This is a genomic window from Microbacterium fluvii (genome assembly GCF_025515205.1).
In the GTDB taxonomy this organism is placed as follows: domain Bacteria; phylum Actinomycetota; class Actinomycetes; order Actinomycetales; family Microbacteriaceae; genus Microbacterium; species Microbacterium fluvii.
Map to the genome: position 1 here is coordinate 1,194,746 of NZ_JAOPFX010000001.1, position 26,247 is coordinate 1,220,992.

A 26,247-nucleotide genomic window follows, 5' to 3' on the forward strand; every position below is an offset into this window, starting at 1 on the left:
ACTTTCCCCCACCGACACTCAGGAGGTCCCTCATGGCCAACCGCGACCAGGGCATCATCGACCCGCCCATCGACAGCCTGCTCGAGAAGGTGGACTCGAAGTATCAGCTCGTGATCTACGCATCCAAGCGTGCGCGCCAGATCAACGACTACTACTCCGACCTGCACGAGGGCAACCTCTTCGACAACGTCGGCCCTCTGGTCGACTCGACGGTCGAAGACAAGCCGCTGACGATCGCGATGCACGAGATCCACGAGGACAAGCTGCGCCTGCGCACGGCAGAGTAAGTCCTCCTCCCCGACGGCCGGCCCGCCGAGGCGTTCCACATCCTGCGATGTCGGACGCGTCGCGTGTCGGCCGTCGCGGGCATACTGTGAGCGCACCCCACCCCCTTCTGGAGCATCGATGACCGCCCTTCGCCTGTTCACCTCGGAGTCTGTGACCGAAGGGCACCCAGACAAGATCTGCGACCAGATCTCGGACTCGATCCTCGACGCCCTGCTGGCAGAAGACCCCGACAGCCGTGTCGCCGTCGAGACGCTCGTGACGACCGGCCTCGTGCACGTCGCCGGCGAAGTGCGCACCGACGGCTACGTAGACATCCCCGGCATCGTCCGCCGCGTCGTCAACCGCATCGGCTACACCTCCAGCGACACCGGCTTCGACGGCGACTCGTGCGGCGTCACGGTGTCGATCGGCGAGCAGTCCGGCGACATCGCGGCGGGCGTCGACAACGCGCTCGAGCACCGCGAGGGCGGCTCGGTCGACCCGATCGAGGCACTGGGCGCGGGCGACCAGGGCATCATGTTCGGCTACGCGACGACCGAGACGCCGCAGCTCATGCCGATGGCGATCTGGACCGCGCACCGCCTGGCCGAGCGGCTGAGCGACGCGCGCCGCAGCGGCGCCCTCGGGTTCCTCCGCCCCGACGGCAAGACGCAGGTGACCCTCGGCTACGACGGCGCGGTGCCGACGACCGTCGAGACCGTCGTGCTGTCGACCCAGCACAATCCCGACATCTCGATTCCGGCGCTGCGCGCCGCCGTGCAGGCCGAGGTCATCGACCCCGTGCTCGCGCAGACGGGACTCGACCTGTCGGACGTCCGCTACGTCATCAACCCCGCAGGCCCCTTCGTCACCGGAGGTCCCAAGGGCGACGCGGGACTCACCGGCCGCAAGATCATCATCGACACTTACGGCGGCGCGGCCCGCCACGGCGGCGGCGCGTTCAGCGGCAAGGACCCGTCGAAGGTCGACCGCTCCGCCGCGTATGCCATGCGCTGGGTCGCCAAGAACGCGGTCGCGGCGGGGCTCGCCGACCGCCTCGAGGTGCAGGTGGCCTACGCGATCGGCAAGGCCAACCCCGTGGGACTGTACGTCGAGACGTTCGGTACGGGGCACGTCTCCGATGAGCAGATCACGGCGGCGATCCGCGAGGTGTTCGACCTGCGTCCCGCCGCGATCATCCGCGACCTCGATCTGCTGCGCCCCATCTACGCACAGACGGCGGCCTACGGCCACTTCGGCAGGGAGCTGCCGGAGTTCACGTGGGAGCAGACCTCCCGCGCCGACGACCTGCGCGCGGCCGCCGGACTCTGAGGTGAGCGCGCGCCGAGGTCGCGCATGACGATGCGGCGCGTGGCGCGCGTGCTCATCGACTCGCCGCTGCCGCAGCTCGACCGTATCTTCGACTACGCGATCCCCGATGAGCTGGCGGCGGATGCCGCGCCCGGTGTGCGGGTGAAGGTTCCGCTGCGCAGCGCCGGGCGCATGATCGACGGCTACCTCGTCGAGATCGTCGACCTCGACACGGCGGACCGCCCGCTGTCCGAGCTCGACGCCGTCGTCTCACCGGTGCCGGTGCTGACCCCCGAACTGTATGCGCTGGCACGTCGCGCAGCCGATCGGGCAGCGGGGTCGGCATCCGACATCCTCCGCGTCGCCATCCCGCGGCGCATGGTGCGCGCAGAGAAGGCGTGGCTGGCCGCCGGTGCGCGCGAGATCGCGCAGGTGGGTGCCGAGGCGGCGCAGTGGGCGCAGCGCGTGCTCTCCGCCTTCCCCGGACTCGCCGAGGCCGTCTCGGCGGGCGAGCGGGTCGCCGTCGACGCGCCGGCGCACCCCGTGCAGCCGGCGCCGGGGCTCGACGTCGGCGCGTGGGCCGAGCTGCTGTCGGCCGCCGCCGTGCAGACCCTCGCCGCCGGCCGCAGCGCCGTGCTGGTGGTGCCCGACCACCGCGACCAGGCTCAGCTCGAGGCGATGCTCGAGGTGCACGCTCCCGACCGCGCCGTCGTACGGGTCGATGCGCGCCAGAGCGCGCCGGAGCGCTACGCCGCGTATCTGAGGATCCTCGACGGCACCCCCTGCATCGTCGTCGGCAACCGCTCCGCCGTCTATGCACCCGTGCACGCGCCGGGTCTCGTGGCGCTGTGGGATGACGGGGATCCGCTGCTGTCCGAGCCGCTGAGTCCCGGGGTGCACGCGCGCGACGCGGCACTGCTGCGGCAGGAGCTCGAGCACTCGGCGCTCGTGTTCGCCGGCCACACCCGCACCACCGACGTCGAGCGACTGGTCGGCATCGGCTGGGTCCGCAGCATTCTCGCCGCTCGTCGCACGAGCCCCCGCATCGTGCTGAGCGCGACGCGCGAGGGCGAGTCGCGCGGCGCCCGTGTGCCGTCGGCCGCCTTCGCCGCCGCGCGCGAGGCGCTGCACGAGGGGCCCGTGCTGGTGCAGGTCTCTCGGCCCGGCTTCGCCCCCGTGCTCGTGTGCGGCGACTGCCGTCGCCCCGCCCGGTGCGCCCACTGCGCCGGGCCGCTGCGCGCGCGGCGCAGGGGAGCGGTGCCCGAGTGCGCGTGGTGCGGCCGCAGCGCGGCAGGGTGGCGCTGCCCGCACTGCGAGTCCGAGCGGTTCCGCATGGCCTCGTCGGGCAGCGAGCGCACCGCCGACGAGCTCGGCCGGGCGTTCCCCGGCGTGCGTGTGATCGTCGCCGACGGCGAGCACCCCGTCTCGCACGTCGATGCCCGCCCGTCGCTCGTGGTCGCGACCCGTGGCGCGGAGCCCATCGCGGCGGGCGGCTACCGCGCCGTGATCCTTCTCGACGGCGATCGGATGCTGCAGGCAGAGGATCTGCGCGTGGGCGAGTCGTGTCTGCGCTGGTGGTCGAATGCGGCCGCCCTGGCGCGGCCGGGCGCTCCCGTGCACCTGGTCGGCGTCGCGGGCCCTGTCGCCAGGGCGCTGGCCACCTGGACGCAGTCCGCCTATGCGCGGGCGGAGCTCGCCGAGCGCACTCCACTGCGGATGCCCCCCACCGTGCGCGTCGCGTCGCTGACCGGCGGCCGCCCAGCGGTGCAGCACGCGCTGACCGTTCTGCGCGAAGAGGTGCCGTCGCTCGATGACGAGGCCGTGCTCGGGCCGATGGCGGAGGGCGAGGGCGTGCGCGCACTCGTGCGCTTCGACTACGCGAGCGGGCGCGCCGTGACCGAGAGCCTGCGGGCCGCCGTGGTCGCCGATGCCGTGCGTGCGCGCAAGGCGCCCAAGGGGCGACCGGCGGTGCCCCGCAATACACTCAGAGTGCGGGTCGACGTGCCCGATCTCGACCTGTGAAGGAACCCATGCGCCTCGTCTTCGCCGGCACTCCCGACGCCGCCGTGCCCTCGCTGCACGCCCTCGCAGCGAGCTCCCACGAGATCGTCGCCGTGGTCACCCGGCCCGACGCCCCCCTCGGGCGCAAGCGCGTGCTCACCCCCTCGCCCGTCGCGGCGGCGGCGGCGCAGCTGGGGCTCGAGGTCGTCAAGGCCGAGCGCCTCGACCCCGCAACGACCGAGGTCATCCGGGCCCTGCGTCCCGACCTCGGCGTCATCGTCGCCTACGGCGGACTCGTGCGCGAGCCGCTGCTGTCGAACCCGTCGCACGGATGGGTCAACCTGCACTTCTCGAAGCTGCCGCAGTGGCGCGGAGCGGCGCCGGTGCAGCGCGCGATCATGGCGGGGGAGACCGAGCTCACGGCGAGCGTCTTCCAGCTGGTAGCCGCGCTCGACGCCGGCGACGTGTTCGCCGAGCGCACGCTCGCGATGCCCCAGGACGTCACCGCCGGCGATGCCCTCACCCTGCTCGCCGCCGACGGTGCGCATCTGCTGGTCGACGTCGTCGACGCCATCGCCGACGGCTCGGCGCAGGCGCGGCCGCAGACCGGCGAGGCGACCTACGCGCACAAGCTCTCCGACGACGACGGCCGCATCGACTGGCAGCAGCCGCGCGCGGGCGTGCTGGCGCGTTGGCGCGGAGTCACGCCCGAGCCAGGGGCGCACACGGTGCTCACCGGTGCGCGAGTCAAGCTGCTCGCGGTGCGCGCAGCATCCGCCGATGACGCCCCGCTCGCACCGGGCGAGATCGCGCTGCAGGAGCGGGAGCTGCGGGTCGGCACCCTCGACCATCCGGTCGTGCTCGAGCGGGTGCAGCCGGCCGGCAAGGGGGCGATGGCCGCAGCCGACTGGTGGCGCGGCCTGCGGGTCGAGACGGCGCGCTTCGACCCGGCGCCGGATGCCGCAGCCGCCGCGCAGAGCGGGGCGCAGGCATGACCGCGGTCAGTCCCGCGCGCCAGGTCGCGTTCGAGACGATCCGTGCCGTGCACGAATCCGACGCCTACGCCAATCTGCTGCTGCCGCGCGCGATCGCCAGGGCCCAGCTGAGCACGGCCGATGCGGGTCTTGCCACCGAGTTGACCTATGGAACGCTGCGGCGCCAGGGCACGTACGACGCGGTCGTCGGCATCGCGGCAGAGCGCAGCATCCACGACATCGATCCACCCGTTCTCGACGCGCTGCGGCTGGGCGTGCACCAGCTGCTGTCGACCAGGGTCGCCTCGCACGCCGCCGTCAACGAGTCGGTCGAGCTCGCCCGCGGGGCGGGCGGACGCGCGGCCGCGGGGTTCGCCAATGCCGTGCTGCGCCGGGTGTCGCGCGAGAACCCCGGCGACTGGCTCGCACGCATCGAGCAGGGCGCGCGCTCCGACGACGAACGTCTGGGGCTGACGACCTCGCACCCCGTGTGGGTCGTGCGGGCGTTCCGCCGGGCTCTCGCCGCCGAGGGCAGGGCCGACGAGCTCGATGCGCTGCTGGCCGCCGACAACGCGTCGCCGCGGGTGACGATGACGGCGCTGCCCGGCCTCGCCGACGTGCCCGACGACGCTCAGCGCACGCCGTTCTCGCCGGTCGGGTTCCGCCTCGCCGGCGGCGATCCCGAGGGCATCATCACGGCGTCGGGCGGCACGCTGCGCGTGCAGGACGAAGGCTCCCAGCTCGCCGCCCTCGCGCTCGCCCGCGCCGTGCCGGTGGTGCCGGGGGAGCGCTGGCTCGACCTGTGTGCGGGGCCAGGCGGCAAGACCGCGATGCTCGCCGCCGAGGCGCTCGCCCACGGTGCGACCCTCGATGCCAACGAGGTCGCCCACGCTCGCGCAGGACTCGTGCGGCAGGCGGTCGCCGGTGTTCCGCTGGCGGTCGAGGTGACCGAGCAGGACGGCCGCGAGCGCGCCGCGGAGGCCGCCGGCGAGTACGACCGGGTGCTCGTCGACGCGCCGTGCACGGGCCTCGGGGCGCTGCGCCGGCGCCCGGAGGCTCGATGGCGCAAGGCGCCGTCCGACGTCCCCGACCTCGCCGCTCTGCAGGGCGAGCTGCTGAGAGCCGCCGTGACCGCGATCAAGCCGGGCGGCATCGTGGCCTATGTCACGTGCTCGCCGCATCTGGCCGAGACCACGACCGTCGTGGCCGAGCTCCGTCGCGAACTCGGCGATGCGATCGAGGAGCTCGACGCCCGCGCCGTCGTGCGCGCCGTCTCGCATGCCGAGCCCGACCTGCCGCCGCAGGCCGACGGGTCGGGGCGCGCACAGCTGTGGCCGCATCGGCACAACACCGACGCCATGTCGATCTCGCTGCTGCGCAAGCGCTGATACGCTCCGCGCGCCGGTCGCGCCGGCCCTCTGCGACGCAGCCTGCCCGACCGGTGGTCGCACTTTAGTGTTACCGCGGTGCCGGGTTGCCGCAGGTTGTGCGACCGGAGGGGCGGATGGTGTGCAGAAGGTGCGGGTGCGGCATCCGTAGGTCGCAGGTTGTGCGACCGGTGGGGTGTGCGGTGCGCAGAAGGTGCGGATGCGGCAACCCGAACGCGCGGATTGTGCGACTGGCCGGGGAGCCGGTGCGGCTCCGGCATCCCCGTGCCCGCAGGTTGTGCGACCAGTCGGAGTGCCGCTGCGCAGAAGATGCGGATGCAGCATCCGAACCCCGCAGGTTGTGCGACCGCGTGGCGCCCCGGGGTACAGAACCTGAGGATGCGGCCGGTCTGGGTCACACTATAGTGTGACCAACCCGGTCGCCTGGCGGCCCCGAGCCCCGACCCCCGAGCCCCGGACCCCCGACCCCGCACCCCACCCCCCGCAGCGATAATGAGACGGTGACCGACAGCATCCGGATCAACCCGAGCATCCTGGCCGCCGATTTCGTCAACATGCAGCGCGACCTCGCGCGCATCGCCGCCGCCGACTTCGTGCACGTCGACGTCATGGACAACCACTTCGTGCCGAATCTCACCTTCGGCCCGCAGATGGTCGAGCGCATCCAGGCGACCAGCCCCGTTCCGCTCGATGTGCACCTCATGATCGACGACCCCGACCGCTGGGCCCCCGGCTATGCCGAGCTCGGCGCCGCGAGCGTCACGTTCCACCTCGAGGCCGCCCACGAGCCGGTCGTCCTCGCCAGGCGGCTGCGGCAGATCGGCGCCAGAGCAGGCGTCGCCGTCAAGCCCGCGACCCCCGTCGAGCAGCTGTTCGATGTGCTCGACGAGTTCGACCAGATCCTCGTGATGACCGTCGAGCCCGGCTTCGGCGGTCAGGGATTCATGGCCGAGCAGCTGCCGAAGCTGCGGCGCCTCGCCGACGAAGCCCGCCGCCGGGGGAGCGCGGTCTGGCTGCAGGTCGACGGCGGCATCGCCGAGTCGACGATCGCGCGCGCGGCAGAAGCGGGAGCCGACACGTTCGTCGCGGGCTCAGCCGTGTTCGGCGCTCATGATCCGGATGCCGCCATCGCCGGTCTCCGACTCGCGGCGGCGCAGCACTCCCACTGACCGGTAGCCTGTCAGGGTGAAGACGTTCGACGCCCTGTTCGCCGAGCTCGCCGCCAAGGCGGTCGAGCGCCCCGAGGGATCGGGCACCGTCGCGGAGCTCGACGCCGGCGTGCACGCGATCGGCAAGAAGATCGTCGAAGAGGCCGCCGAGGTGTGGATGGCCGCCGAGTACCAGTCCGATGCGGAGACGGCCGAGGAGATCTCGCAGCTGCTCTACCACCTGCAGGTGCTGATGCTCGCCAAGGGACTGACCCCCGAGGACGTCTACCGACATCTGTGAGCGCGCCCCTCCGCCCGCCCACGAACCGAAAGCCCTCACCCATGCTGCGAATCGCCGTGCCGAACAAGGGCTCGCTCGCCGAGACCTCCTTCGAACTGCTCGCCGAGGCCGGATACACCGGCCGCCGCGACCCCAAAGACCTGCACGTGATCGACCCGGTCAACGACGTCGAGTTCTTCTACCTGCGTCCCAAAGACATCGCCACCTACGTCGGCTCCGGCGCCCTCGATGTGGGCATCACCGGCCGCGATCTGCTGCTGGACGCGCGGATGCCGGGTGCCCGCGAGATCGAGGCCCTCGGGTTCGGCGGCTCGACCTTCCGCTTCGCGGGCCCTCCCGGCCGGTACTCCGAGCTGGGCGAGCTCGAGGGGCTGCGCGTCGCGACCGCCTACCCGGGCCTGGTCGACGCGTTCCTCGACGAGCAGGGCGTCGCCGTCGACCTCGTGCCGCTCGACGGCGCGGTCGAGTCGGCCGTGCAGCTGGGTGTCGCCGACGCGGTCGCCGACGTGGTCTCCACCGGAACGACGCTGCGCCAGGCGGGCCTGGAGATCTTCGGCCCCGTGCTGCTGGAGTCGGAGGCGGTGCTCATCACCGGCCCCCGTGAGGCCGACGGCACCGAGACGCTGCTGCGGCGCCTGCGCGGCGTCATGGTCGCGCGCCGCTACGTGCTCGTCGACTACGACCTGCCGGTCGCCCTCGTCGAGCAGGCCGTCGCGATCGCGCCCGGAATCGAGTCGCCCACCATCTCGCCGCTGCGCGACCCGGAGTGGGTCGCGGTGCGCGTCATGACCCCTCGGAAGGGCGTCAACAACGTCATGGACGAGCTGTACGCCATCGGCGCCCGGGCGATCCTGGTCAGCGCCATCCACAACGCGAGGCTGTGATGAGTCTCGTCTGCCGGGTGATCCCGTGCCTCGACGTCGCCGCCGGGCGGGTCGTGAAGGGCGTGAACTTCGAGAACCTGCGAGATATGGGCGACCCCGTCGAGCTCGCAGCGGAGTACTTCCGCCAGGGCGCCGACGAGATCACCTTCCTAGATGTCACCGCGACCGTCGACGAGCGGGCCACCACCTACGACGTGGTCCGCCGCACGGCGGAGGAGGTCTTCATCCCTCTCACCGTCGGCGGCGGAGTGCGCACGGCCGACGACGTCGCGCGGCTGCTGGGCGTGGGCGCCGACAAGATCGGCGTGAACTCCGCCGCGATCGCCAGGCCCGCCCTCGTCGACGAGATCGCCGACCGGTTCGGCGCGCAGGTGCTCGTGCTCTCGCTCGACGTCAAGCGGGCCGCCCCCGGCACCGACGAGCGCTACCCGTCGGGTTTCGTCGTCACGACCCACGGCGGCCGCACCGAGACCGACCTCGACGCACTCGCGTGGGCGCAGGAGGCGATCGACCGCGGGGCGGGGGAGCTGCTGGTCAACTCCATCGACGCCGACGGCACGAAAGAGGGCTTCGACCTCGAACTCGTCGGGCTCATGCGCGAGATCTCGTCGGTGCCGGTGATCGCCTCCGGTGGCGCGGGCGCCGCGGCCGACTTCGCCCCCGCGATCCACGCGGGAGCCGACGCGGTGCTGGCCGCATCCGTCTTCCACTCCGGCCAGCTGACCATCGGTGAGGTGAAGGCCGCCATGAGTGCGGCCGGGATCGAGGTGCGCGCATGACCGCATCCGTCGACGACCGCATCGCGCGCGTCGCGTTCAACGAGCAGGGGCTGGTCGCCGCCGTCGTCCAGCAGTGGGACACCCGTGAGGTGCTCATGCTCGGGTGGATGGATGCCGAGGCCCTCCGGCGCACGCTCACCACCGGCCGCGTCACGTTCTGGTCGCGCTCCCGTCAGGAGTACTGGCGCAAGGGCGACACGTCGGGCCACGCCCAGTTCGTGCGGTCGGCCAGGCTCGACTGCGACGGCGACACGGTGCTCGTGGAGGTGGAGCAGGTGGGGGTCGCGTGCCACACCGGCACGCGCACGTGCTTCGACGCCGACGATCTGGCGCCGCTCGTGACCGATCTGCAGCCGGGACGCACGGAATGAGAGCTCGCGCGCGCCTGCTGTCGGTGCTCGTGATGCTCGCCACCGGCGCCGTGGGGGTCATCTCGTCGACGCAGACGTGGCTCACCGTGGTGCTCGACGACGGTGCGCAGCACGAGCTCGCCGTCTCGGGTGCGGCGGCGCTGCCGGTGCTGGCGCCGCTGAGTCTGGCCGTGCTCGCCCTCGGCGGCGCACTGTCGATCGTGGGCAGGGTGCTGCGCTACGTCTTCGGCGCCCTCGCCGTCGTCATCGGCGTCGTGCTGTTCGCCCTCACCTGGCCGATCGCGATCGCGCACCCCGTCACGGCGGTCGCGAGCGTCGTCACCGAGGCGACCGGCATCGCGGGCATCCAGGCGATCGCCGACCTCGTCGCCGACATCGCGGCGACGCCCTGGCCGGTCGTCTCGCTCGTCGCGTGGTGCGTGCTGATCGCCGCAGGAGTGTTCACGCTCGCGACCGCCCACACCTGGGCGGCCACCGGACGACGGTACGACACCGCCGCCGACCACTCGGCCGCCGCTCCGACGGCTGCCGCGGGGTCGCGCCCGCACGACGCCATCGACGACTGGGACGACCTGTCGCGCGGCGACGATCCCACGACCTGACCCCCGCTAGACTGGCGGAACCCGCGCACACCACGGAGGAGATCCATGAGCACCAACCCCATCGGCGACCCCGGCCACGGACACTCGCCGGCGGCGTGGACCGCCGTCATCATCATGCTGATCGCGGTGACGCTGGGCACGGTGTTCTTCTTCCTCGACCTGCCGGTGCTGGTCTGGGCCAGCGCAGGCCTGCTCGTCGTCGGGCTCCTCGTCGGCTGGGGCATGGCCAAGGCCGGCTACGGCGTGAACGGACCGAAGTACGCGCCGAAGGCGCACTGACGTGCTCGCCGACCTCACGGCCGGCGCGGTGGCGGATGCCGAAGAGCGCGCGCACTCCCGCTCGCTGGCCGACGTCGAGCGCGATGCTCTCGCGCAGGCGCCCGCGCGCGACGCGTTCCTCGCGCTGACGCCCGCCGACCGCGTCAAGATCATCGCGGAGGTCAAGCGTGCGAGTCCGTCGCGCGGCGACCTCGCGAGCATCCCCGACCCGGCGCTGCAGGCGCGGCTGTACGAGCAGGGCGGCGCGAGCGCCATCTCGGTGCTGACCGAGCAGCGCAAGTTCAAGGGGTCGCTGGCCGACCTCGAGGCCGTCAAGGCCGAGGTGTCGCTGCCCGTGCTGCGCAAGGACTTCATCGCGACGCCGTACCAGGTGCTCGAGGCCCGCGCCTCCGGCGCCGACCTGGTGCTGCTGATCGTCGCGGCGCTCGACCAGGCGCTGCTGACCGAGCTGCACGCCCTCGTGATCGAGCTCGGCATGACGCCGCTGGTCGAGACGCACTCGGCCGACGAGGTGTCGCGCGCCGTCGACCTCGGGGCGCGCCTGATCGGCGTGAACGCGAGAGATCTGTCGACGTTCGAACTCGATCGCGATCTGTTCGGCCGGGTGGCCGGCAGCATCCCCGACGATGCGATCAAGGTCGCCGAGTCGGCGGTGCTGCGCCCCGAAGACGTCGCCCACTACCGGCAGGCCGGCGCCGACGTCGTGCTCATCGGGGAGGCGCTCGTGACGGGCGACCCGGTGGCCACTCTCGAGGCGTTCCTCGCCGCCGGCGAGGGGAGCGTGCAGCGATGACGAGTCTGCGCGACGCCCACGGACCCTTCTTCGGCGACTTCGGCGGGCGATTCATGCCCGAGTCGCTCATCGCGGCGATCGACGAGCTCACCGCCGTCTATGAACAGGCCATCGCCGACCCCGCCTTCATCGCCGAGTTCCAGGGGCTCCTGAACTCCTATGCCGGCCGCCCGTCGATCATCACCGAGGTGCCCCGGTTCGCCGAGCACGCAGGGGGAGCGCGGGTGTTCCTCAAGCGCGAAGACCTCAACCACACGGGATCGCACAAGATCAACAACGTGCTCGGCCAGGCCCTGCTCACCAAGCGTCTGGGCAAGACCCGCGTCATCGCCGAGACCGGCGCGGGGCAGCACGGCGTCGCCACGGCGACGGCCGCCGCCCTGTTCGGCTTCGACTGCACCATCTACATGGGCGAGGTCGACACCGAGCGGCAGGCGCTGAACGTGGCGCGGATGCGGCTGCTCGGCGCCGAGGTGGTGCCCGTCACGACGGGCTCGCGCACGCTGAAAGACGCCATCAACGACGCGTACCGCGACTGGGTGGCCAGCGTCGAGACGACCAATTACATCTTCGGCACGGCCGCGGGCCCCCACCCGTTCCCCGCGATGGTGCGCGACTTCCAGAAGGTCATCGGCGAAGAGGCGCGCGCGCAGCTGCTCGACGAGGTCGGCCGCCTGCCCGACGCCGTGCTGGCCTGCGTGGGCGGCGGGTCGAACGCGATCGGCATGTTCGACGCGTTCCTCGACGACGAGGGCGTGAAACTCTACGGCGTCGAGGCCGCCGGCGACGGGGTCGACACCGACAAGCACGCGGCGTCGATCGAGCGCGGCCGTCCAGGCGTGCTGCACGGCGCGAAGACCTTCGTGCTGCAGGACGACGACGGCCAGACCATCGAGTCGCACTCGATCTCGGCGGGTCTGGACTACCCGGGCGTCGGCCCGGAGCACTCGTGGCTGGCCTCCATCGGCCGCGCCGAGTACATCCCGGCCACCGACGACGAGGCGATGCAGGCGCTGCGACTGCTCAGCCGCACCGAGGGCATCATCCCCGCCATCGAGTCGGCGCACGCCCTCGCGGGGGCTCTGCGCATCGGGCGCGAGCTCGGTCCCGATGCCGTGCTCGCCGTGTGCCTGTCTGGCCGCGGCGACAAAGACATGGACACCGCGGCCCGCTACTTCGGCCTGTACGACGGGGAGGACCCGGTGGACATCGCGCCCCCCGCAGACGCCGCCAAGGGCGAGGGGACCGAGCTGTGACCTCGCGCGTCGCCGCCGCCATCGCCGCTGCCCGCGCCCAGGGCCGAGGGGCGTTCATCGGCTACCTGCCGCTGGGCTTCCCCGACCTGCAGACGAGCATCGACGCGGCCGTCGCCCTCGCCGAGAACGGCGCCGACATCCTCGAGCTCGGCCCGCCGTACTCCGACCCCGTGATGGACGGCACCGTCATCCAGGAGGCCACGCAGGCGGCCCTCGCCGGCGGCTTCCGGCTGCGCGACACGTTCACGGCGATCCGCGAGATCACGGCCAGGGTCGACGTGCCGGTGGTCGTGATGACCTATTACAACCCCGTGCTCCAGTACGGCGTGGACCGTTACGCCGACGACCTGCTCGCCGCGGGGGGTGCCGGCCTGATCACCCCCGACATCACCCCGGATGCCGCCGCCGACTGGATCGCGGCGAGCGAGCGCACGGGCCTGGATCGCATCTTCCTCGCAGCCCCCACCTCGACCGACGAGCGTCTCGAGCTGATCGCGCGCTCCTCGACCGGGTTCGTCTACACCGTCTCGACGATGGGCATCACGGGGGAGCGGGCAGAGCTCGACGCCGCCGCCCGCCGCCTCGTGGAGCGCCTGCGCGCCCACGGGGTCCAGAACGCATGCGTGGGCATCGGCATCTCGACGGCCTCGCAGGTCGAGGGAGTGCTGGAGTACGCCGACGGAGCGATCGTGGGCACGGCGCTCGTGCGCGCCCTGCGGGACGGCGGGGTCGACGGCCTCGCCGAGACGGCGCGCGCGCTCTCCGCCGGCGCCCGCTGACGCCGAGGGGACGGGGCACGCGCCGACGGCGGATAGACTGCCCCTCGTGCTTTCCACCGCCCTGAACGTCGTCGCCAGCATCCCGAGCCCCTCGGTCAGCTACATCGACCTCGGCCCGCTGCGCATCCACTTCTACGCCCTGTGCATCATCGCGGGCATCATCGTGGCGGTGCTGATGACGAACCACCGCCTCACCAAGCGCGGCGGCGAGCCCTGGGTGGTCATCGACATCGCGCTGCTGGCCGTGCCGCTGGCGATCATCGGAGCGCGCATCTATCACGTGCTCACGCACCCGGGCTTCTACTTCGGCGAGGGCACCGACCCCTGGGCGGTCTTCCGCATCTGGGAGGGCGGCATCGCCATCTACGGCTCGCTCATCGGCGGCGCGATCGGCGCATGGCTGGGATGCCGCTGGACCGGCATCCGCTTCACGAGCTTCGCCGACGCGCTGGCCCCCGGCCTCATCGTCGCGCAGGCGCTGGGCCGCTTCGGCAACTGGTTCAACCAGGAGCTGTTCGGTCTGCCGACCGACGTGCCGTGGGGGCTGGAGATCCCCAGCGACAACCCCGCTTTCCCCGCCGGCCTCGCCGACGGCACGCTGTTCCACCCCACTTTCCTCTACGAGGTGATCTGGAACCTGCTCGGCGCGGCCGTGCTGCTGTGGGCAGGGCGCCGCTTCACGCTGCAGTGGGGGCGCCTCTTCGGTCTCTACCTCATCTGGTACAGCGCGGGCCGCATCGTGTGGGAGTCGATCCGCATCGATCCGAGCGAGATCTTCCTGGGCCTGCGGGTCAACGTGTGGGCGGCGATCCTCGGCGTCGTGCTCGGCCTCGTCGTGATGATCGTGCAGAAGCGTCGGCACACCGGGCTCGAGCCGTCGGTCTACGTCCCCGGCCGCGAGTGGTCGCCGACGAGCACGGTACAATCACAGGACAGCACCGACTTCGTCGACACCAGCGCACCATCTGCCGACGAAGACGCCGCAGGCACCGCCACAAGCACACTCGCCGCGAAATAGCGCACGCGCTCAGCGTGCAGGGCCGACGTCGTCCCATCTTGAACATCAAAGTGAGGACGGTTGGTATGCCATCGACCCCCCGTCGCTATGCGAAAGAACCGGTCGCACTGCGGCCCGCCTCCGGCGGCTTCCCGGCCCGCCAGGGCATGTACAACCCCGCATTCGAGAAGGATGCCTGTGGCCTGGCCATGGTCGCGACACTGCGCGGCCACGCCGGCCACGACATCGTCTCGCTCGCGCTGACCGCGCTGCGCAACCTCGAGCACCGCGGCGCCATCGGCTCCGACGCGGGCACCGGCGACGGGGCCGGCATTCTGACCCAGATGCCCGACGAGTTCCTGCGGGCGGTCGTCGACTTCGATCTTCCTCCGGTGGGCGAGTACGCCGCGGGGCTCTCGTTCCTGCCGCTCGACGAGCAGGCCCGCGCCGAGATCAAGGCGGGGGTCGAGCAGGTCGCCGCGTCCGAGGGGCTCACCGTGCTGGGCTGGCGCGTCGTTCCGACCGAGCAGGAGCACCTCGGCAAGCTCGCCTTCGAAGCGCGGCCCGCCTTCGAGCAACTGTTCGTCTCGCGCCCGGCCGTCGGCGACCAGCCCGCGCTGTCGGGCATCGACCTCGACCGACGCGTCTACCGCCTGCGCAAGCGCGCGCGGCGCGAGCACGACGCCTATTTCGTGTCGCTGTCGTCGCGCACGCTCGGCTACAAGGGCATGGTCACCACCTTGCAGCTCGAGCCGTTCTACCCCGACCTGCAGGACGAGCGCTTCGCGACCGAGCTTGCCGTCGTGCACTCGCGCTACTCCACCAACACCTTCCCGTCGTGGCCGCTCGCGCAGCCGCTTCGGATGCTGGCCCACAACGGCGAGATCAACACGGTCAACGGCAACCGCAACTGGATGCGGGCGCGCCAGTCGCAGCTCGAGTCCGAGCTCATCGGCGACATCCGGCCGCTGCTGCCGATCTGCACCGAGGGTGCCAGCGACTCGGCGTCGTTCGACGAGGTGCTGGAGCTTCTGACCCTCACCGGACGCAGCCTCCCGCACGCCGTCATGATGATGGTGCCCGAGGCCTACGAGAAGCAGGCCGACGTCGACCCGGAGCTGCGTGCCTTCTACGAGTACCACTCGATGCAGATGGAACCGTGGGACGGACCGGCGGCGCTCATCTTCACCGACGGCACGCTGGTCGGCGCCACCCTCGACCGCAACGGGCTGCGCCCAGGCCGGTGGACCGAGACCACCGACGGGCTCGTCGTGATCGGCAGTGAGACCGGCGTGCTCGACTTCGAGCCCGAGCGCATCAAGCGCCGCGGGCGACTGCGCCCCGGTCGCATGTTCCTCGTCGACACGGCCCAGGGTCGCATCATCGAGGAAGACGAGATCAAGCGCGGGCTCTCGGAGCTCGAGCCGTGGCAGGAGTGGCTGGATGCCGGACGCGTGCGGCTGGCCGACCTGCCCGAGCGCGAGCACATCGTGCACCCGATCGCCTCGATCACCCGACGCCAGCGCACCTTCGGCTACACCGAGGAGGAGGTGCGCATCCTGCTGACCCCGATGGGGCAGAACGGCGCCGAGCCGCTCGGAGCGATGGGCAGCGACGCACCCATCGCGGTGCTCAGCGAGCGCCCGCGGCTGCTGTTCGACTACTTCGTGCAGCAGTTCGCGCAGGTCACCAACCCGCCGCTGGACAGCATCCGCGAAGAAGTCGTGACGTCGCTGTCGCTGGGCCTGGGGCCCGAGCGGAACCTGCTCGACTGGGGCCCCGACCACGCGCGCACCGTGACGCTCGACTTCCCGGTGATCGACAACGACGAACTCGCCAAGCTCCAGCACATCGACAAGGCGCTCCCAGGGCGACGCTCGGTCATCATCCGCGGGCTCTACCACCTCGATGCCGCCCCTGGCGGGCTCAAGGCGCGCCTCGACGAGATGTGCGAAGAAGTCGACCGCGCGATCGCCGAGGGGGCGGAGTTCATCATCCTGTCGGACCGCGACTCCAACAAGGACCTCGCGCCGATCCCGTCGCTGCTCATGGTCTCGGCCGTGCACCACCACCTCATCCGCAACGAGAACCGCATGAAGGTGGGTCTCGTCGTCGAGGCCGGCGATGTGCGCGAGGTGCACCATGTCGCGACGCTGCTGGGCTACGGCGCTTCTGCGGTCAACCCCTACCTCGCGATGGAGACGGTCGAGTACCTCGTGCGCTCGGGCTTCATCACCGGCATCAGCCCTGAGAAGGCCGTCAAGAACCTGATCTACGCCCTGGGCAAGGGCGTGCTGAAGATCATGTCGAAGATGGGCATCTCCACGGTGTCGTCGTACGCGGGCGCGCAGGTGTTCGAAGCCGTCGGACTGTCGCAGGACTTCATCGACGAGTACTTCACGGGCACCGAGTCCAAGCTCGGCGGCATCGGCATCGAGCAGATCGCCGAAGAGAACCGGGAGCGCCACGACTTCGCCTATCCGGAGGACCAGGCCGTGCGCGCGCACGAGCGCCTGTGGACCGGCGGCGAGTACCAGTGGCGCCGCGACGGTGCGCCGCACCTGTTCAACCCCGACACCGTCTTCCGGCTGCAGCACTCCACGCGCACGCGCCGCTACGACATCTTCCGCGAGTACACGAAGCTCGTCGACGATCAGTCAGAAGAGCTCAAGACGCTGCGCGGCATGTTCAAGCTGCGCACCGGGCACCGCCAGCCCGTGCCGATCGACGAAGTGGAGCCCATCGCCTCCATCGTCAAGCGGTTCTCGACCGGCGCGATGAGCTACGGCTCGATCTCGAAAGAGGCGCACGAGACCCTCGCCATCGCGATGAACCGCCTCGGCGCGAAGTCGAACACGGGCGAGGGCGGCGAAGACGTCGAGCGCCTCATCGACCCCGAGCGCCGCAGCGCCATCAAGCAGGTGGCCTCCGGTCGGTTCGGCGTGACGAGCATGTACCTCACGCATGCCGACGACATCCAGATCAAGCTCGCCCAGGGCGCCAAGCCCGGCGAAGGCGGCCAGCTGCCGCCTGGCAAGGTGTACCCGTGGATCGCGCGCACCCGCGGCGGCACCGCGGGCGTCGGCCTCATCTCGCCGCCTCCGCATCACGACATCTACTCGATCGAAGACCTCAAGCAGCTGATCTTCGACCTCAAGCGCGCCAACCCCGCCGCGCGCGTGCACGTCAAGCTCGTGAGCCAGTCGGGCATCGGCGCCGTCGCCGCCGGCACAGCCAAGGCCCTCGCCGACGTCATCCTCGTCTCGGGGCATGACGGAGGCACCGGTGCGAGTCCGCTGAACTCGCTCAAGCACGCGGGAACTCCGTGGGAGCTGGGCCTGGCCGAGACCCAGCAGACCCTCATGCTCAACGACATGCGCGACCGTGTGGTGGTGCAGGCCGACGGCCAGCTCAAGACCGGCCGCGACGTGATCGTCGCGGCGCTGCTGGGCGCCGAGGAGTTCGGATTCGCGACGACGGCGCTCGTGGTCGAAGGCTGCATCATGATGAGGGTCTGCCACCTCGACACGTGCCCCGTGGGCGTCGCGACGCAGAACCCCACGCTGCGCGCGCGCTTCACCGGCAAGCCGGAGTTCGTCGTGAACTTCATGGAGTTCATCGCGCAGGAAGTGCGGGAGTACCTCGCCGAGCTCGGGTACCGCTCGCTCGACGAGATCGTCGGCCACAGCGAGCTGCTCGACGTCGACGGCGCGGTCGAGCACTGGAAGGCCAGCGGGCTGGACCTGCGGCCCATTCTCGAGGGCCCCGCGTTCGCCGCGGATGCGCCGCGGCGCAACAGCCGTGCGCAGGACCACGAGCTCGAGGAGCATTTCGACGTACAGCTCATCGAGCGTGCGCAAGACGTCATCGCCCACGGCGGATCGATCGAGATCGACCTGCCGGTGCGCAACACCGCACGTGCGGTGGGCACGATGCTGGGCAATCGCGTGACGCTCGCGCACGGCCAGAACGGCCTGCCCTCCGGCTCGATCACGGTGAGCCTGACCGGTTCGGCCGGCCAGTCGTTCGGCGCGTTCCTTCCCGCCGGCATCACGCTGCGACTCGAGGGCGACTCGAACGACTACGTCGGCAAGGGCCTGTCGGGCGGCCAGATCGTGGTGCGCCCGCCGCGCGCCGCCGTCTTCGACGCGTCGCAGAACGTGATCGCCGGCAACGTCATCGGCTACGGCGCGACGCAGGGAACGATGTTCCTGCGCGGCGTCGTGGGGGAGCGGTTCCTGGTGCGCAACTCCGGGGCGACCGCCGTCGTCGAAGGGGTCGGCGACCACGCGCTCGAGTACATGACGGGCGGGCTCGCCGTGATCCTCGGCGGCACCGGCCGCAACCTCGGCGCCGGCATGTCGGGCGGCACCGCCTACGTCTACGACCTCGATCGCAAGCTCGTCAACCGCGAGGCGCTCTCGGGCGGCGAGCTCGAGCTCGGTCCGCTGGGATCGGGCGACGCCGAGATCCTGCGCGATCTTCTCGAGCAGCACGTGGCGGAGACCGGCTCGACACTGGGGCAGCAGATGCTCGACGACTTCGAAACGGAGTCGGCGAAGTTCGTGAGGGTGATGCCCCGCGATTATGCCGCGGTGCTGCAGACCCGACAGGAGGCTGCGGCCGAGGGGCTGGACCCCGACGGCGACGTGGTCTGGACTCGCATTCTGGAGGTGACGGGTGGCTGACCCGAAGGGCTTTCTCAAGGTCACCGAACGAGAGGTGCCGGCTCGGCGCCCCGTTCCGGTGCGCATCCTGGACTGGAAAGAGGTCTATGAGCCCGGCGACTCGGCGGTGCTGCGGCGCCAGGCGGGTCGCTGCATGGACTGCGGCATCCCGTTCTGCCACAAGGGATGCCCGCTGGGCAACCTGATCCCGGAGTGGAACGACCTCACCTGGCGGGGTGAGGGACGCTCGGCCATCGAACGCCTTCACGCCACGAACAACTTCCCGGAGTTCACCGGACGCCTGTGCCCGGCCCCCTGCGAGAGCTCGTGCGTGCTGGGGATCAACCAGCCCGCGGTGACGATCAAGCAGATCGAGGTCTCGATCATCGACGAGGCGTTCGCCAGCGGCTGGGTCGAGCCCGAGCCGCCCGGGCGCCTCACCGGCAAGACCGTCGCGGTCGTCGGCTCCGGGCCCGCAGGTCTTGCCGCTGCCCAACAGCTCACCCGCGCGGGGCACACCGTCGCGGTCTTCGAGCGCGACGACCGCATCGGGGGCCTCCTGCGCTACGGCATCCCCGATTTCAAGATGGAGAAGCGGCACCTCGAGTCCCGCCTTCGTCAGATGCAGGACGAGGGCACGCGCTTCCGCGCCGGCGTCGAGATCGGCACCGACATCACGTGGGATGAGCTGCGTGCGCGCTACGACGCAGTGGTCATCGCGACCGGGGCCACGGTTCCGCGCGAACTCGCCATCCCCGGGCGCGATCTTCCCGGCGTGCACTTCGCGATGGAGTACCTCGTCGAGTCGAACAAGGCGACCGCCGGCGACAGCGTTCCCAACCAGATCTCCGCCGAGGGCAAGCACGTCGTCGTCATCGGCGGCGGTGATACCGGCGCCGACTGCATCGGCACCGCCCACCGTCAGGGCGCGCTGAGCGTGACCAACCTCGCGATCGGCAAGCAGCCTGCGGACGCCCGCCCGGAGCACCAGCCGTGGCCCATGATGCCGACCGTCTTCGAGGTGCAGTCTGCGCACGAAGAGGGCGGCGAGCGCCAGTACCTGGCCTCCACGGTCGAGTTCCTCGGCAACGAGGTCGGCGAGGTGCGCGCACTGCGGCTGGCCGAGACCGAGTACACCGCCGACGGGCGCCGCGTGCCCAAGAGCGGCACGGAGCGCGAGATCCCGGCAGACCTCGTGCTGATCGCGATGGGCTTCACCGGCCCGGAGCGGGCGCTGCTCGAAGAACAGCTCGGGGCCCGGTTCAGCTCGCGGGGCAATGTCGAGCGCGCCGCCGACTACCAGACCACGGCTCCCGGCGTGTTCGTGGCCGGCGACGCCGGCCGCGGCCAGTCCCTCATCGTGTGGGCCATCGCCGAGGGCAGGGCGGCAGCATCCGCCGTCGATGAGTACCTGATGGGATCGACGTCGCTGCCGGCGCCGGTCCGCCCGACCGATATCGCGATCGGACTCCAGCCCGCGTAGGCTGGATCCGTCGCCTGTCACCCCTGAATCGGAGAGAACACACACCGATGAGACGTGCAAAGATCGTCGCCACCCTCGGGCCCGCGACTTCGAGCTATGAGATGGTCCGAGCGATCATCGATGCCGGAGTCGACGTCACCCGATTCAACCTCAGCCACGGTGACTACTCCGAGCACCAGCAGCGCTGGGCCAACGTGCGCAAGGCGGCAGACGACGCCGGCCGCGCCGTCGCCATCCTGGTCGACCTGCAGGGCCCGAAGATCCGTCTGGGCAAGTTCGCCGACGGCCCGCACGAGCTCGCAGTCGGCGACGTCTTCAAGATCACCACCGACGACATCGAAGGCACCAAGGAGATCGTCTCGACGACCTTCAAGGGTCTGCCGGGTGACGTCAAGGCGGGGGACTTCCTGCTGATCGACGACGGCAAGGTGCGCGTCGAGGTCACCGATGTCGACGGGCCCGTCGTCACGACGAAGGTCATCGTGGCCGGTCCGGTCTCGAACAACAAGGGCATCAACCTGCCCGGCGTCTCGGTGAGCGTTCCCGCGCTGAGCGAGAAGGACGAGTCCGACCTGCGCTGGGGTCTTCAGCAGGGCGCCGACCTCGTCGCCCTCTCGTTCGTGCGCAACGCCAAGGACGTGAGCCGCGTGCACGAGATCATGGCCGAAGAGGGCCGCAAGGTCCCCGTGATCGCCAAGATCGAGAAGCCCCAGGCCGTCGACAACCTCGAAGAGATCATCGACGCGTTCGACGGCATCATGGTCGCCCGCGGCGACCTCGGAGTCGAGCTGCCCCTGGAGGCGGTGCCGATCGTGCAGAAGCGTGCGGTCGAGCTGTGCCGCCGCATGGCCAAGCCGGTCATCGTCGCGACGCAGATGCTCGAGTCGATGATCGAGAACCCGGTGCCGACCCGTGCCGAGACCAGCGACGTGGCCAACGCCGTGCTCGACGGCGCCGACGCGGTCATGCTCTCGGGTGAGACGAGCGTGGGCAAGTACCCCGTCGTGGTCGTCGAGACGATGGCGCGCATCGTGGAGTCGACAGAAGAGCACGGCCTGGAGCGGATCCGTCCGTTCACCGCCAAGCCGCGCACGCAGGGCGGCATCATCACGCTGGCTGCCGAAGAGGTCGCGGAGTTCGTCGAGGCGAAGTACATCTGCATCTTCACCGAGTCGGGCGACACCGCCCGCCGCATGTCGCGGCTGCGCCCCGGCATCCCGATGATGGCGTTCGCCGTCGACCCGGCGATCCGCCGCCGCATGGCCCTCACGTGGGGCGTGCAGTCGACGCTCGTCGAGCACGTCGCCCACACCGACCTCATGTTCGTGCAGGTCGACGACTTCTTCCTCGGCAACGGACTCGCCGCCGAGGGCGACAAGGTCGTCGTGATCTCGGGTTCGCCCCCAGGGATCATCGGATCGACCAACGACATCCGCATCCACCGGATCGGCGACGCCGTGCACGGCAACGCCCCGATCTATCGCGAGTAACGGGCGATCTCACCCGTCTCGGACGACTCGCACCGACGGTCGCGCTCACTACGCTGAGCGCGACCGTTCGTGTTCTGCGAGGAGTGTGCGATGTTCCTGTGGTGGCTGCTGAGTCTGGTCTACGTCGTCTCGTACGTCTTTCTGCTGATCTTCGTCATCACCGATCTCTTCCGCGACGAGAGTGCGGGCGGCTGGGTGAAAGCGCTGTGGATCATCTTCCTGATCTTCGTGCCCTTCCTCACGGGGATCGTGTACGTCATCGCCCGCGGTGACGGCATGGCCGCGCGCGCGGCGGCGGTGCGGGGGCGGGCGCCGGAGGACGATGACTACCGCCCTGCGGCGTCGGCGACGCCGGACGAGGACATCGCGCGCGCGCAGCGACTTCTGGATGCCGGGACGATCTCTCAGGGCGAGTTCGAGGCGCTCAAGAGCAAGGCGCTGGGCAACCGGTTCTACGGTGCGTGAGGGGCCGCTCGGAGGGTGCCGGTGGTGGGAGTCGAACCCACACGCCCTCGCGGGCAACCGAGTTTGAGTCGGTCGCGTCTGCCATTCCGCCACACCGGCCAGTGCGGATCGACCATACCGTAAGATTCAATGGTGACTGAGCAAGAGCAGACCGCTGCGCCCACCGCATCCGCCCCTCGCCGGGTCGTCGTCGCAGAGGATGAGTCGCTCATCCGCCTCGACATCGTCGAGATCCTGCGCGACAACGGCTTCGATGTCGTCGGCGAGGCCGGCGACGGCGAGACCGCCGTGCAGCTGGCCACGGAGCTGCGTCCCGACCTCGTGATCATGGACGTGAAGATGCCGCAGCTCGACGGCATCTCCGCCGCCGAGAAGCTCTCGAAGAACCACATCGCCCCCGTCGTGCTGCTGACCGCGTTCAGCCAGAAGGAGCTCGTCGAGCGCGCGAGCGAGGCCGGAGCACTGGCCTACGTCGTCAAGCCCTTCACCCCGAACGACCTCCTGCCGGCGATCGAGATCGCCCTGGCGCGCTACGAGCAGATCATCACGCTCGAAGCCGAGGTCGCCGACATGGTCGAGCGCTTCGAGACCCGCAAGCTCGTCGACCGCGCGAAGGGCCTGCTCAACGAGAAGATGGGCCTGTCGGAGCCCGAGGCGTTCCGCTGGATCCAGAAGGCGTCGATGGACCGCCGCCTCACGATGCAGGACGTCGCCAAGGCGATCATCGAGCAGCTCGCCCCCAAGAAATGAGTCGGCTGCGGGTCAATGCCGCGCAGCGGCGTTGACGCGAGCCGACTCAGGTCGCATCTCGATACGCGCTTCGCGCTACTCGATAACCGTAGGCCGCGCAGCTGCCGTATCGAGACCTCCTGGATGATCCGGGGGCCTCAGGAGGCCGGCAGCTCCTTGATCATGTTGGTGATGCGCACCGTCGAGCACCGGCGACCCTGATCGTCGGTGACGACGATCTCGTGCACGGTCAGGGATCGGCCGAGGTGGATGGGCGTGCACACGCCCGTGACGACGCCCGAGGTGGCGGAGCGCGTGTGGGTGGCATTGATGTCGATGCCCACCGCGAGGCGGCCGGGGCCGGCGTGATAGTTCGCGTGCATCGATCCGAGCGACTCGCCCAGCACGACATATGCGCCGCCGTGCATGAGTCCGACGGGCTGCGTGTTGCCCTCGACGGGCATCGTGGCCACGGCGCGCTCGGCCGTCATCTCGACCCACTCGAAGCCCATCTTCTCGGCGAGGGCGCCGACGCCGCGATGGGTGGCCCACTCGAGTCCTTCGGAGTGCGTGCGGGAGTCTGCCATGGCTCGCTTTCGGGTCGGCGGGGTGTCGTACCCGGCGCCTAAGCTTGCAGGGTGACGGACTCCGCAAAGCCTACCCTCCTGGTCGTCGACGGTCATTCGCTGGCATATCGGGCGTTCTTCGCCCTCCCGGTGGACAACTTCACGACGAAAGACGGCCAGCACACCAACGGCATCTACGGCTTCCTGTCGATGTTCGTCAACCTCGTCAAGGCCGAGAAGCCGACCCACCTCGCGGTCGCCTTCGATACGTCGCGGCAGTCGTTCCGCACCCGGGAATACGCGGAGTACAAGGCGAACCGCTCGGAGTCGCCGGCCGAGTTCAAGGGGCAGATCCCGCTGCTGCAGGAGTGCCTGGCGGCGATGAACGTGACGGTGCTCACGAAAGAAGACATCGAGGCAGACGACATCCTCGCGACCCTCGCGACCCAGGGCGCCGACCAGGGCTACGACGTGCTCGTGTGCTCGGGCGACCGCGACACCATCCAGCTCGTCACCGACGACGTCACGCTGCTCTACCCGAGCGTGCAGGGCGTCTCGCAGCTCAAGCGCTACGACCCCGCCGCGGTGCAGGAGAAATACGGCCTGCCGCCGCAGAACTACCCCGATATCGCCGCCCTCGTGGGGGAGACCAGCGACAACCTGCCCGGCGTGCCGAAGGTGGGGGAGAAGACCGCGGTCAAGTGGCTCACCCAGTGGGGGAGCCTCGACGCCCTGCTCGAGAACGCCGACAAGATCTCCGGCGTCGTGGGCGGCAACCTCCGAGAGCACCTCGACGACGTGCGCCGCAATCGTGCCCTCAACCGCCTGCTGCGCGATGTGGAGCTGCCGGTGGGCCCCGCCGATCTCGCGGTGCAGCCGATCGATGCGCAGGCCGTGCGCGACATCTTCGCCCGTCTCGAGTTCCGCACGCTGCTGCCCCGGGTGTTCGAGGCCTCCGGAATCGTGGCCGCCGACGAGCCGGTCGAGCCTGCGACGCCGCTCCCCACCGCGACACAGCTCGACCCGGCCGCCCTTGCTGCCTGGGCGGCATCGGCCGAGAGCGAGCTGGGCGTCACGGTCGCGGTCGATGGTGGCAGACCCGCGCGGATCGGGCTCGCCGGCGCGACCGAGGCCGTCGAGACGACCTGGACGACGGATGCCGCAGCCGCTCTCGCGCCCTGGCTCGCCTCGGACGCCCCCAAGGTCTTCTCCGACGCCAAGCCGCAGCTCAAGGCGCTGCGTCGCGACGGCCTTGCCGTGGGCGGACTCGCGTTCGATGCTCTGCTCGCCGGGTGGCTGCTGCGCCCGAGCCTGCCGGACAAGTCGCTCGCAGACCTCGTCGACCGCTACCTCGGCGAGAAGCTGCCTGAAGCCGACCCCACCCAGCTCGTGCCCGAGACGGAGGGTGCGACCCCCGGCCAGCTCTCATGGTTCACGGTGCGTGTGGTCGAGGCGCTGCGCGCCGAGCTGCCCGAGAGCGTGGCGGAGGTGCTGACAGACATCGAGCTGCCGACGCTGCTGGCGCTGGCCGATATGGAGCTGGCCGGCGTCGCCGTGTCGCACGAGAAGCTCTCGGGGTTCTCGGGCGAGCTCTCGACCAGGGCCGACGCGCTCGCGCAGGACGCCTATGCCGCGATCGGGCGCGAAGTGAACCTCGGCTCGCCCAAGCAGCTGCAGGAGGTGCTGTTCGACGAGCTGCAGCTGCCCAAGACGCGCAAGACCAAGACCGGGTACACCACCGACGCCGCCGCCCTCGCCGACCTGCAGGAGAGCGTCGACCACCCGTTCCTCGCCCTGCTGCTGGCCCACCGCGAGGCCACCAAGCTCCGCCAGATCATCGATTCGCTCGACGTCGCGATCGCTGCCGACGGCCGCGTGCACACGACCTACGTGCAGACCGGCAGCCAGACGGGACGCCTGTCGAGCACCGACCCGAACCTGCAGAACATCCCGGTGCGCACGGCCGAGAGCCGCCGCATCCGCGCCGCCTTCGAGGTGGGCAGCGGCTACGAGACGCTGCTGACGGCCGACTACTCGCAGATCGAGATGCGCATCATGGCGCACCTGTCGGGTGACCCCGGCCTGATCGAGGCGTTCAACTCGGGGGAGGACCTGCACCGGTTCGTCGGTGCCCGTGTGTTCGGCGTCGAGCCGGCAGAGGTCACGCCGTTCATGCGCACGAAGGTCAAGGCGATGTCGTACGGACTGGTCTACGGCCTCAGCGCCTTCGGCCTGTCGAAGCAGCTGCGCATCGAGCAGTCCGAGGCCAAGCAGCTGATGATGGAGTACTTCGCGCGGTTCGGCGCCGTGCGCGACTACCTGCGCTCGTCGGTCGAGCAGGCCAAGATCGACGGCTACACCGAGACGATCTTCGGGCGCCGCCGCCCCTTCCCCGACCTGTCGAGTCCCAACCGCGTGCTGCGCGAGAACGCCGAGCGGGCCGCGCTGAACGCCCCGATCCAGGGCAGCGCCGCCGACATCATGAAGATCGCGCTGTTCCACATCCACGAGCAGTTCGCCGCCGAGGGACTGGCCTCCCGCATCCTGCTGCAGATCCACGACGAACTCGTGATCGAAGTGGCCGACGGCGAGTGGGATGCCGCGGAGCGCATCGTGCGCGAGCGCATGGGCGACGCGGCGACGCTCTCGGTGCCGCTGGACGTGCAGATCGGCAGAGGCGCGAACTGGGACGACGCCGCGCACTGAGACACGCGCGC

Annotated in this window: 23 protein-coding genes and 1 tRNA gene; 22 read left to right on the plus strand and 2 right to left on the minus strand. The window is 70.6% G+C overall.

All coding sequences use genetic code 11. The annotated features are described in order from the left end of the window. Positions 1-32: 32 nt before the first annotated feature. The 20 genes from rpoZ (at position 33) to OAW74_RS05590 (ending at position 22,235) form a co-directional block, all read left to right on the plus strand. Positions 33-287 (plus strand): DNA-directed RNA polymerase subunit omega, encoded by a 255-nt coding sequence (gene rpoZ, locus OAW74_RS05495; RefSeq protein ID WP_262873313.1) that lies wholly within the window; start codon positions 33-35, stop codon positions 285-287. Positions 288-405: 118 nt separating this feature from the next. Further along, on the plus strand, positions 406-1,599 hold the full coding sequence (gene metK, locus OAW74_RS05500; RefSeq protein WP_262873314.1) for a methionine adenosyltransferase: 1,194 nt from the start codon (positions 406-408) through the stop codon (positions 1,597-1,599). Between the two features lie 30 nt (positions 1,600-1,629). Next, a complete protein-coding gene (locus tag OAW74_RS05505; protein ID WP_262873925.1) occupies positions 1,630-3,600 on the plus strand; it encodes a primosomal protein N' family DNA-binding protein in 1,971 nt (656 codons plus the stop codon). Between the two features lie 8 nt (positions 3,601-3,608). After that, the gene (gene fmt / locus OAW74_RS05510) at positions 3,609-4,574 is read left to right on the plus strand and encodes a methionyl-tRNA formyltransferase (RefSeq protein WP_262873315.1); all 966 of its coding nucleotides are present in this window, start codon (positions 3,609-3,611) and stop codon (positions 4,572-4,574) included. Next, positions 4,571-5,941: an RsmB/NOP family class I SAM-dependent RNA methyltransferase gene (locus OAW74_RS05515; RefSeq protein ID WP_262873316.1), complete on the plus strand. Its 1,371-nt coding sequence runs from the start codon at positions 4,571-4,573 to the stop codon at positions 5,939-5,941. Before fmt ends, OAW74_RS05515 begins: the two co-directional genes overlap by 4 nt. Before the next feature lie 500 nt (positions 5,942-6,441). Next, entirely contained in the window at positions 6,442-7,110 is a 669-nt protein-coding gene (gene rpe, locus OAW74_RS05520; protein ID WP_262873317.1) for a ribulose-phosphate 3-epimerase, read from the plus strand. Between the two features lie 16 nt (positions 7,111-7,126). Then, complete coding sequence (locus OAW74_RS05525) at positions 7,127-7,390, plus strand: phosphoribosyl-ATP diphosphatase (protein ID WP_262873318.1); 264 nt, start codon at positions 7,127-7,129, stop codon at positions 7,388-7,390. A 41-nt stretch (positions 7,391-7,431) separates the two neighbouring features. Continuing rightward, on the plus strand, positions 7,432-8,274 hold the full coding sequence (gene hisG, locus OAW74_RS05530; protein ID WP_262873319.1) for an ATP phosphoribosyltransferase: 843 nt from the start codon (positions 7,432-7,434) through the stop codon (positions 8,272-8,274). Then, complete coding sequence (gene hisF, locus OAW74_RS05535; protein WP_262873320.1) at positions 8,274-9,053, plus strand: imidazole glycerol phosphate synthase subunit HisF; 780 nt, start codon at positions 8,274-8,276, stop codon at positions 9,051-9,053. Before hisG ends, hisF begins: the two co-directional genes overlap by 1 nt. After that, complete coding sequence (hisI, locus tag OAW74_RS05540; protein ID WP_262873321.1) at positions 9,050-9,424, plus strand: phosphoribosyl-AMP cyclohydrolase; 375 nt, start codon at positions 9,050-9,052, stop codon at positions 9,422-9,424. The genes hisF and hisI overlap by 4 nt, the downstream gene beginning before the upstream one ends. After that, positions 9,421-10,026 (plus strand): Trp biosynthesis-associated membrane protein, encoded by a 606-nt coding sequence (locus tag OAW74_RS05545; protein ID WP_262873322.1) that lies wholly within the window; start codon positions 9,421-9,423, stop codon positions 10,024-10,026. The genes hisI and OAW74_RS05545 overlap by 4 nt, the downstream gene beginning before the upstream one ends. Positions 10,027-10,071: 45 nt before the next feature. Beyond that, positions 10,072-10,305: a DUF6704 family protein gene (locus tag OAW74_RS05550; RefSeq protein ID WP_262873323.1), complete on the plus strand. Its 234-nt coding sequence runs from the start codon at positions 10,072-10,074 to the stop codon at positions 10,303-10,305. Between the two features lies 1 nt (position 10,306). Further along, complete coding sequence (gene trpC, locus OAW74_RS05555) at positions 10,307-11,098, plus strand: indole-3-glycerol phosphate synthase TrpC (protein ID WP_262873324.1); 792 nt, start codon at positions 10,307-10,309, stop codon at positions 11,096-11,098. Continuing rightward, positions 11,095-12,354 (plus strand): tryptophan synthase subunit beta, encoded by a 1,260-nt coding sequence (gene trpB / locus OAW74_RS05560; RefSeq protein ID WP_262873325.1) that lies wholly within the window; start codon positions 11,095-11,097, stop codon positions 12,352-12,354. Before trpC ends, trpB begins: the two co-directional genes overlap by 4 nt. Then, positions 12,351-13,133 carry a tryptophan synthase subunit alpha gene (gene trpA, locus OAW74_RS05565; RefSeq protein WP_262873326.1) on the plus strand — a complete coding sequence of 261 codons (783 nt, stop codon included), beginning with the start codon at positions 12,351-12,353 and terminating at the stop codon, positions 13,131-13,133. The genes trpB and trpA overlap by 4 nt, the downstream gene beginning before the upstream one ends. A 46-nt stretch (positions 13,134-13,179) precedes the next feature. Further along, positions 13,180-14,151 carry a prolipoprotein diacylglyceryl transferase gene (lgt, locus tag OAW74_RS05570; protein ID WP_262873327.1) on the plus strand — a complete coding sequence of 324 codons (972 nt, stop codon included), beginning with the start codon at positions 13,180-13,182 and terminating at the stop codon, positions 14,149-14,151. A 65-nt stretch (positions 14,152-14,216) separates the two neighbouring features. Further along, positions 14,217-18,818, plus strand: a complete 4,602-nt coding sequence (gene gltB, locus OAW74_RS05575) for a glutamate synthase large subunit (protein WP_378733436.1) — start codon at positions 14,217-14,219, stop codon at positions 18,816-18,818. Next, complete coding sequence (locus OAW74_RS05580) at positions 18,811-20,280, plus strand: glutamate synthase subunit beta (RefSeq protein ID WP_262873328.1); 1,470 nt, start codon at positions 18,811-18,813, stop codon at positions 20,278-20,280. Before gltB ends, OAW74_RS05580 begins: the two co-directional genes overlap by 8 nt. A gap of 47 nt (positions 20,281-20,327) precedes the next feature. Further along, entirely contained in the window at positions 20,328-21,770 is a 1,443-nt protein-coding gene (gene pyk / locus OAW74_RS05585; protein WP_262873329.1) for a pyruvate kinase, read from the plus strand. Positions 21,771-21,860: 90 nt separating this feature from the next. Next, complete coding sequence (locus OAW74_RS05590) at positions 21,861-22,235, plus strand: SHOCT domain-containing protein (protein ID WP_262873330.1); 375 nt, start codon at positions 21,861-21,863, stop codon at positions 22,233-22,235. A 16-nt stretch (positions 22,236-22,251) separates the two neighbouring features. Here the strand turns inward: OAW74_RS05590 and OAW74_RS05595 are convergent. Beyond that, positions 22,252-22,334 (minus strand) — tRNA-Leu (locus OAW74_RS05595). Between the two features lie 30 nt (positions 22,335-22,364). On the opposite strand from OAW74_RS05595, the gene OAW74_RS05600 reads away from it, so the two are divergent. Beyond that, entirely contained in the window at positions 22,365-22,985 is a 621-nt protein-coding gene (locus tag OAW74_RS05600) for an ANTAR domain-containing response regulator (RefSeq protein WP_262873331.1), read from the plus strand. A gap of 137 nt (positions 22,986-23,122) precedes the next feature. Here OAW74_RS05600 and OAW74_RS05605 read toward each other — a convergent pair whose 3' ends face one another. After that, positions 23,123-23,551 (minus strand): PaaI family thioesterase, encoded by a 429-nt coding sequence (locus OAW74_RS05605; RefSeq protein WP_262873332.1) that lies wholly within the window; start codon positions 23,549-23,551, stop codon positions 23,123-23,125. Between the two features lie 51 nt (positions 23,552-23,602). On the opposite strand from OAW74_RS05605, the gene polA reads away from it, so the two are divergent. Continuing rightward, complete coding sequence (polA, locus tag OAW74_RS05610; protein WP_262873333.1) at positions 23,603-26,236, plus strand: DNA polymerase I; 2,634 nt, start codon at positions 23,603-23,605, stop codon at positions 26,234-26,236. The last annotated feature ends 11 nt before the right edge of the window (positions 26,237-26,247 follow it).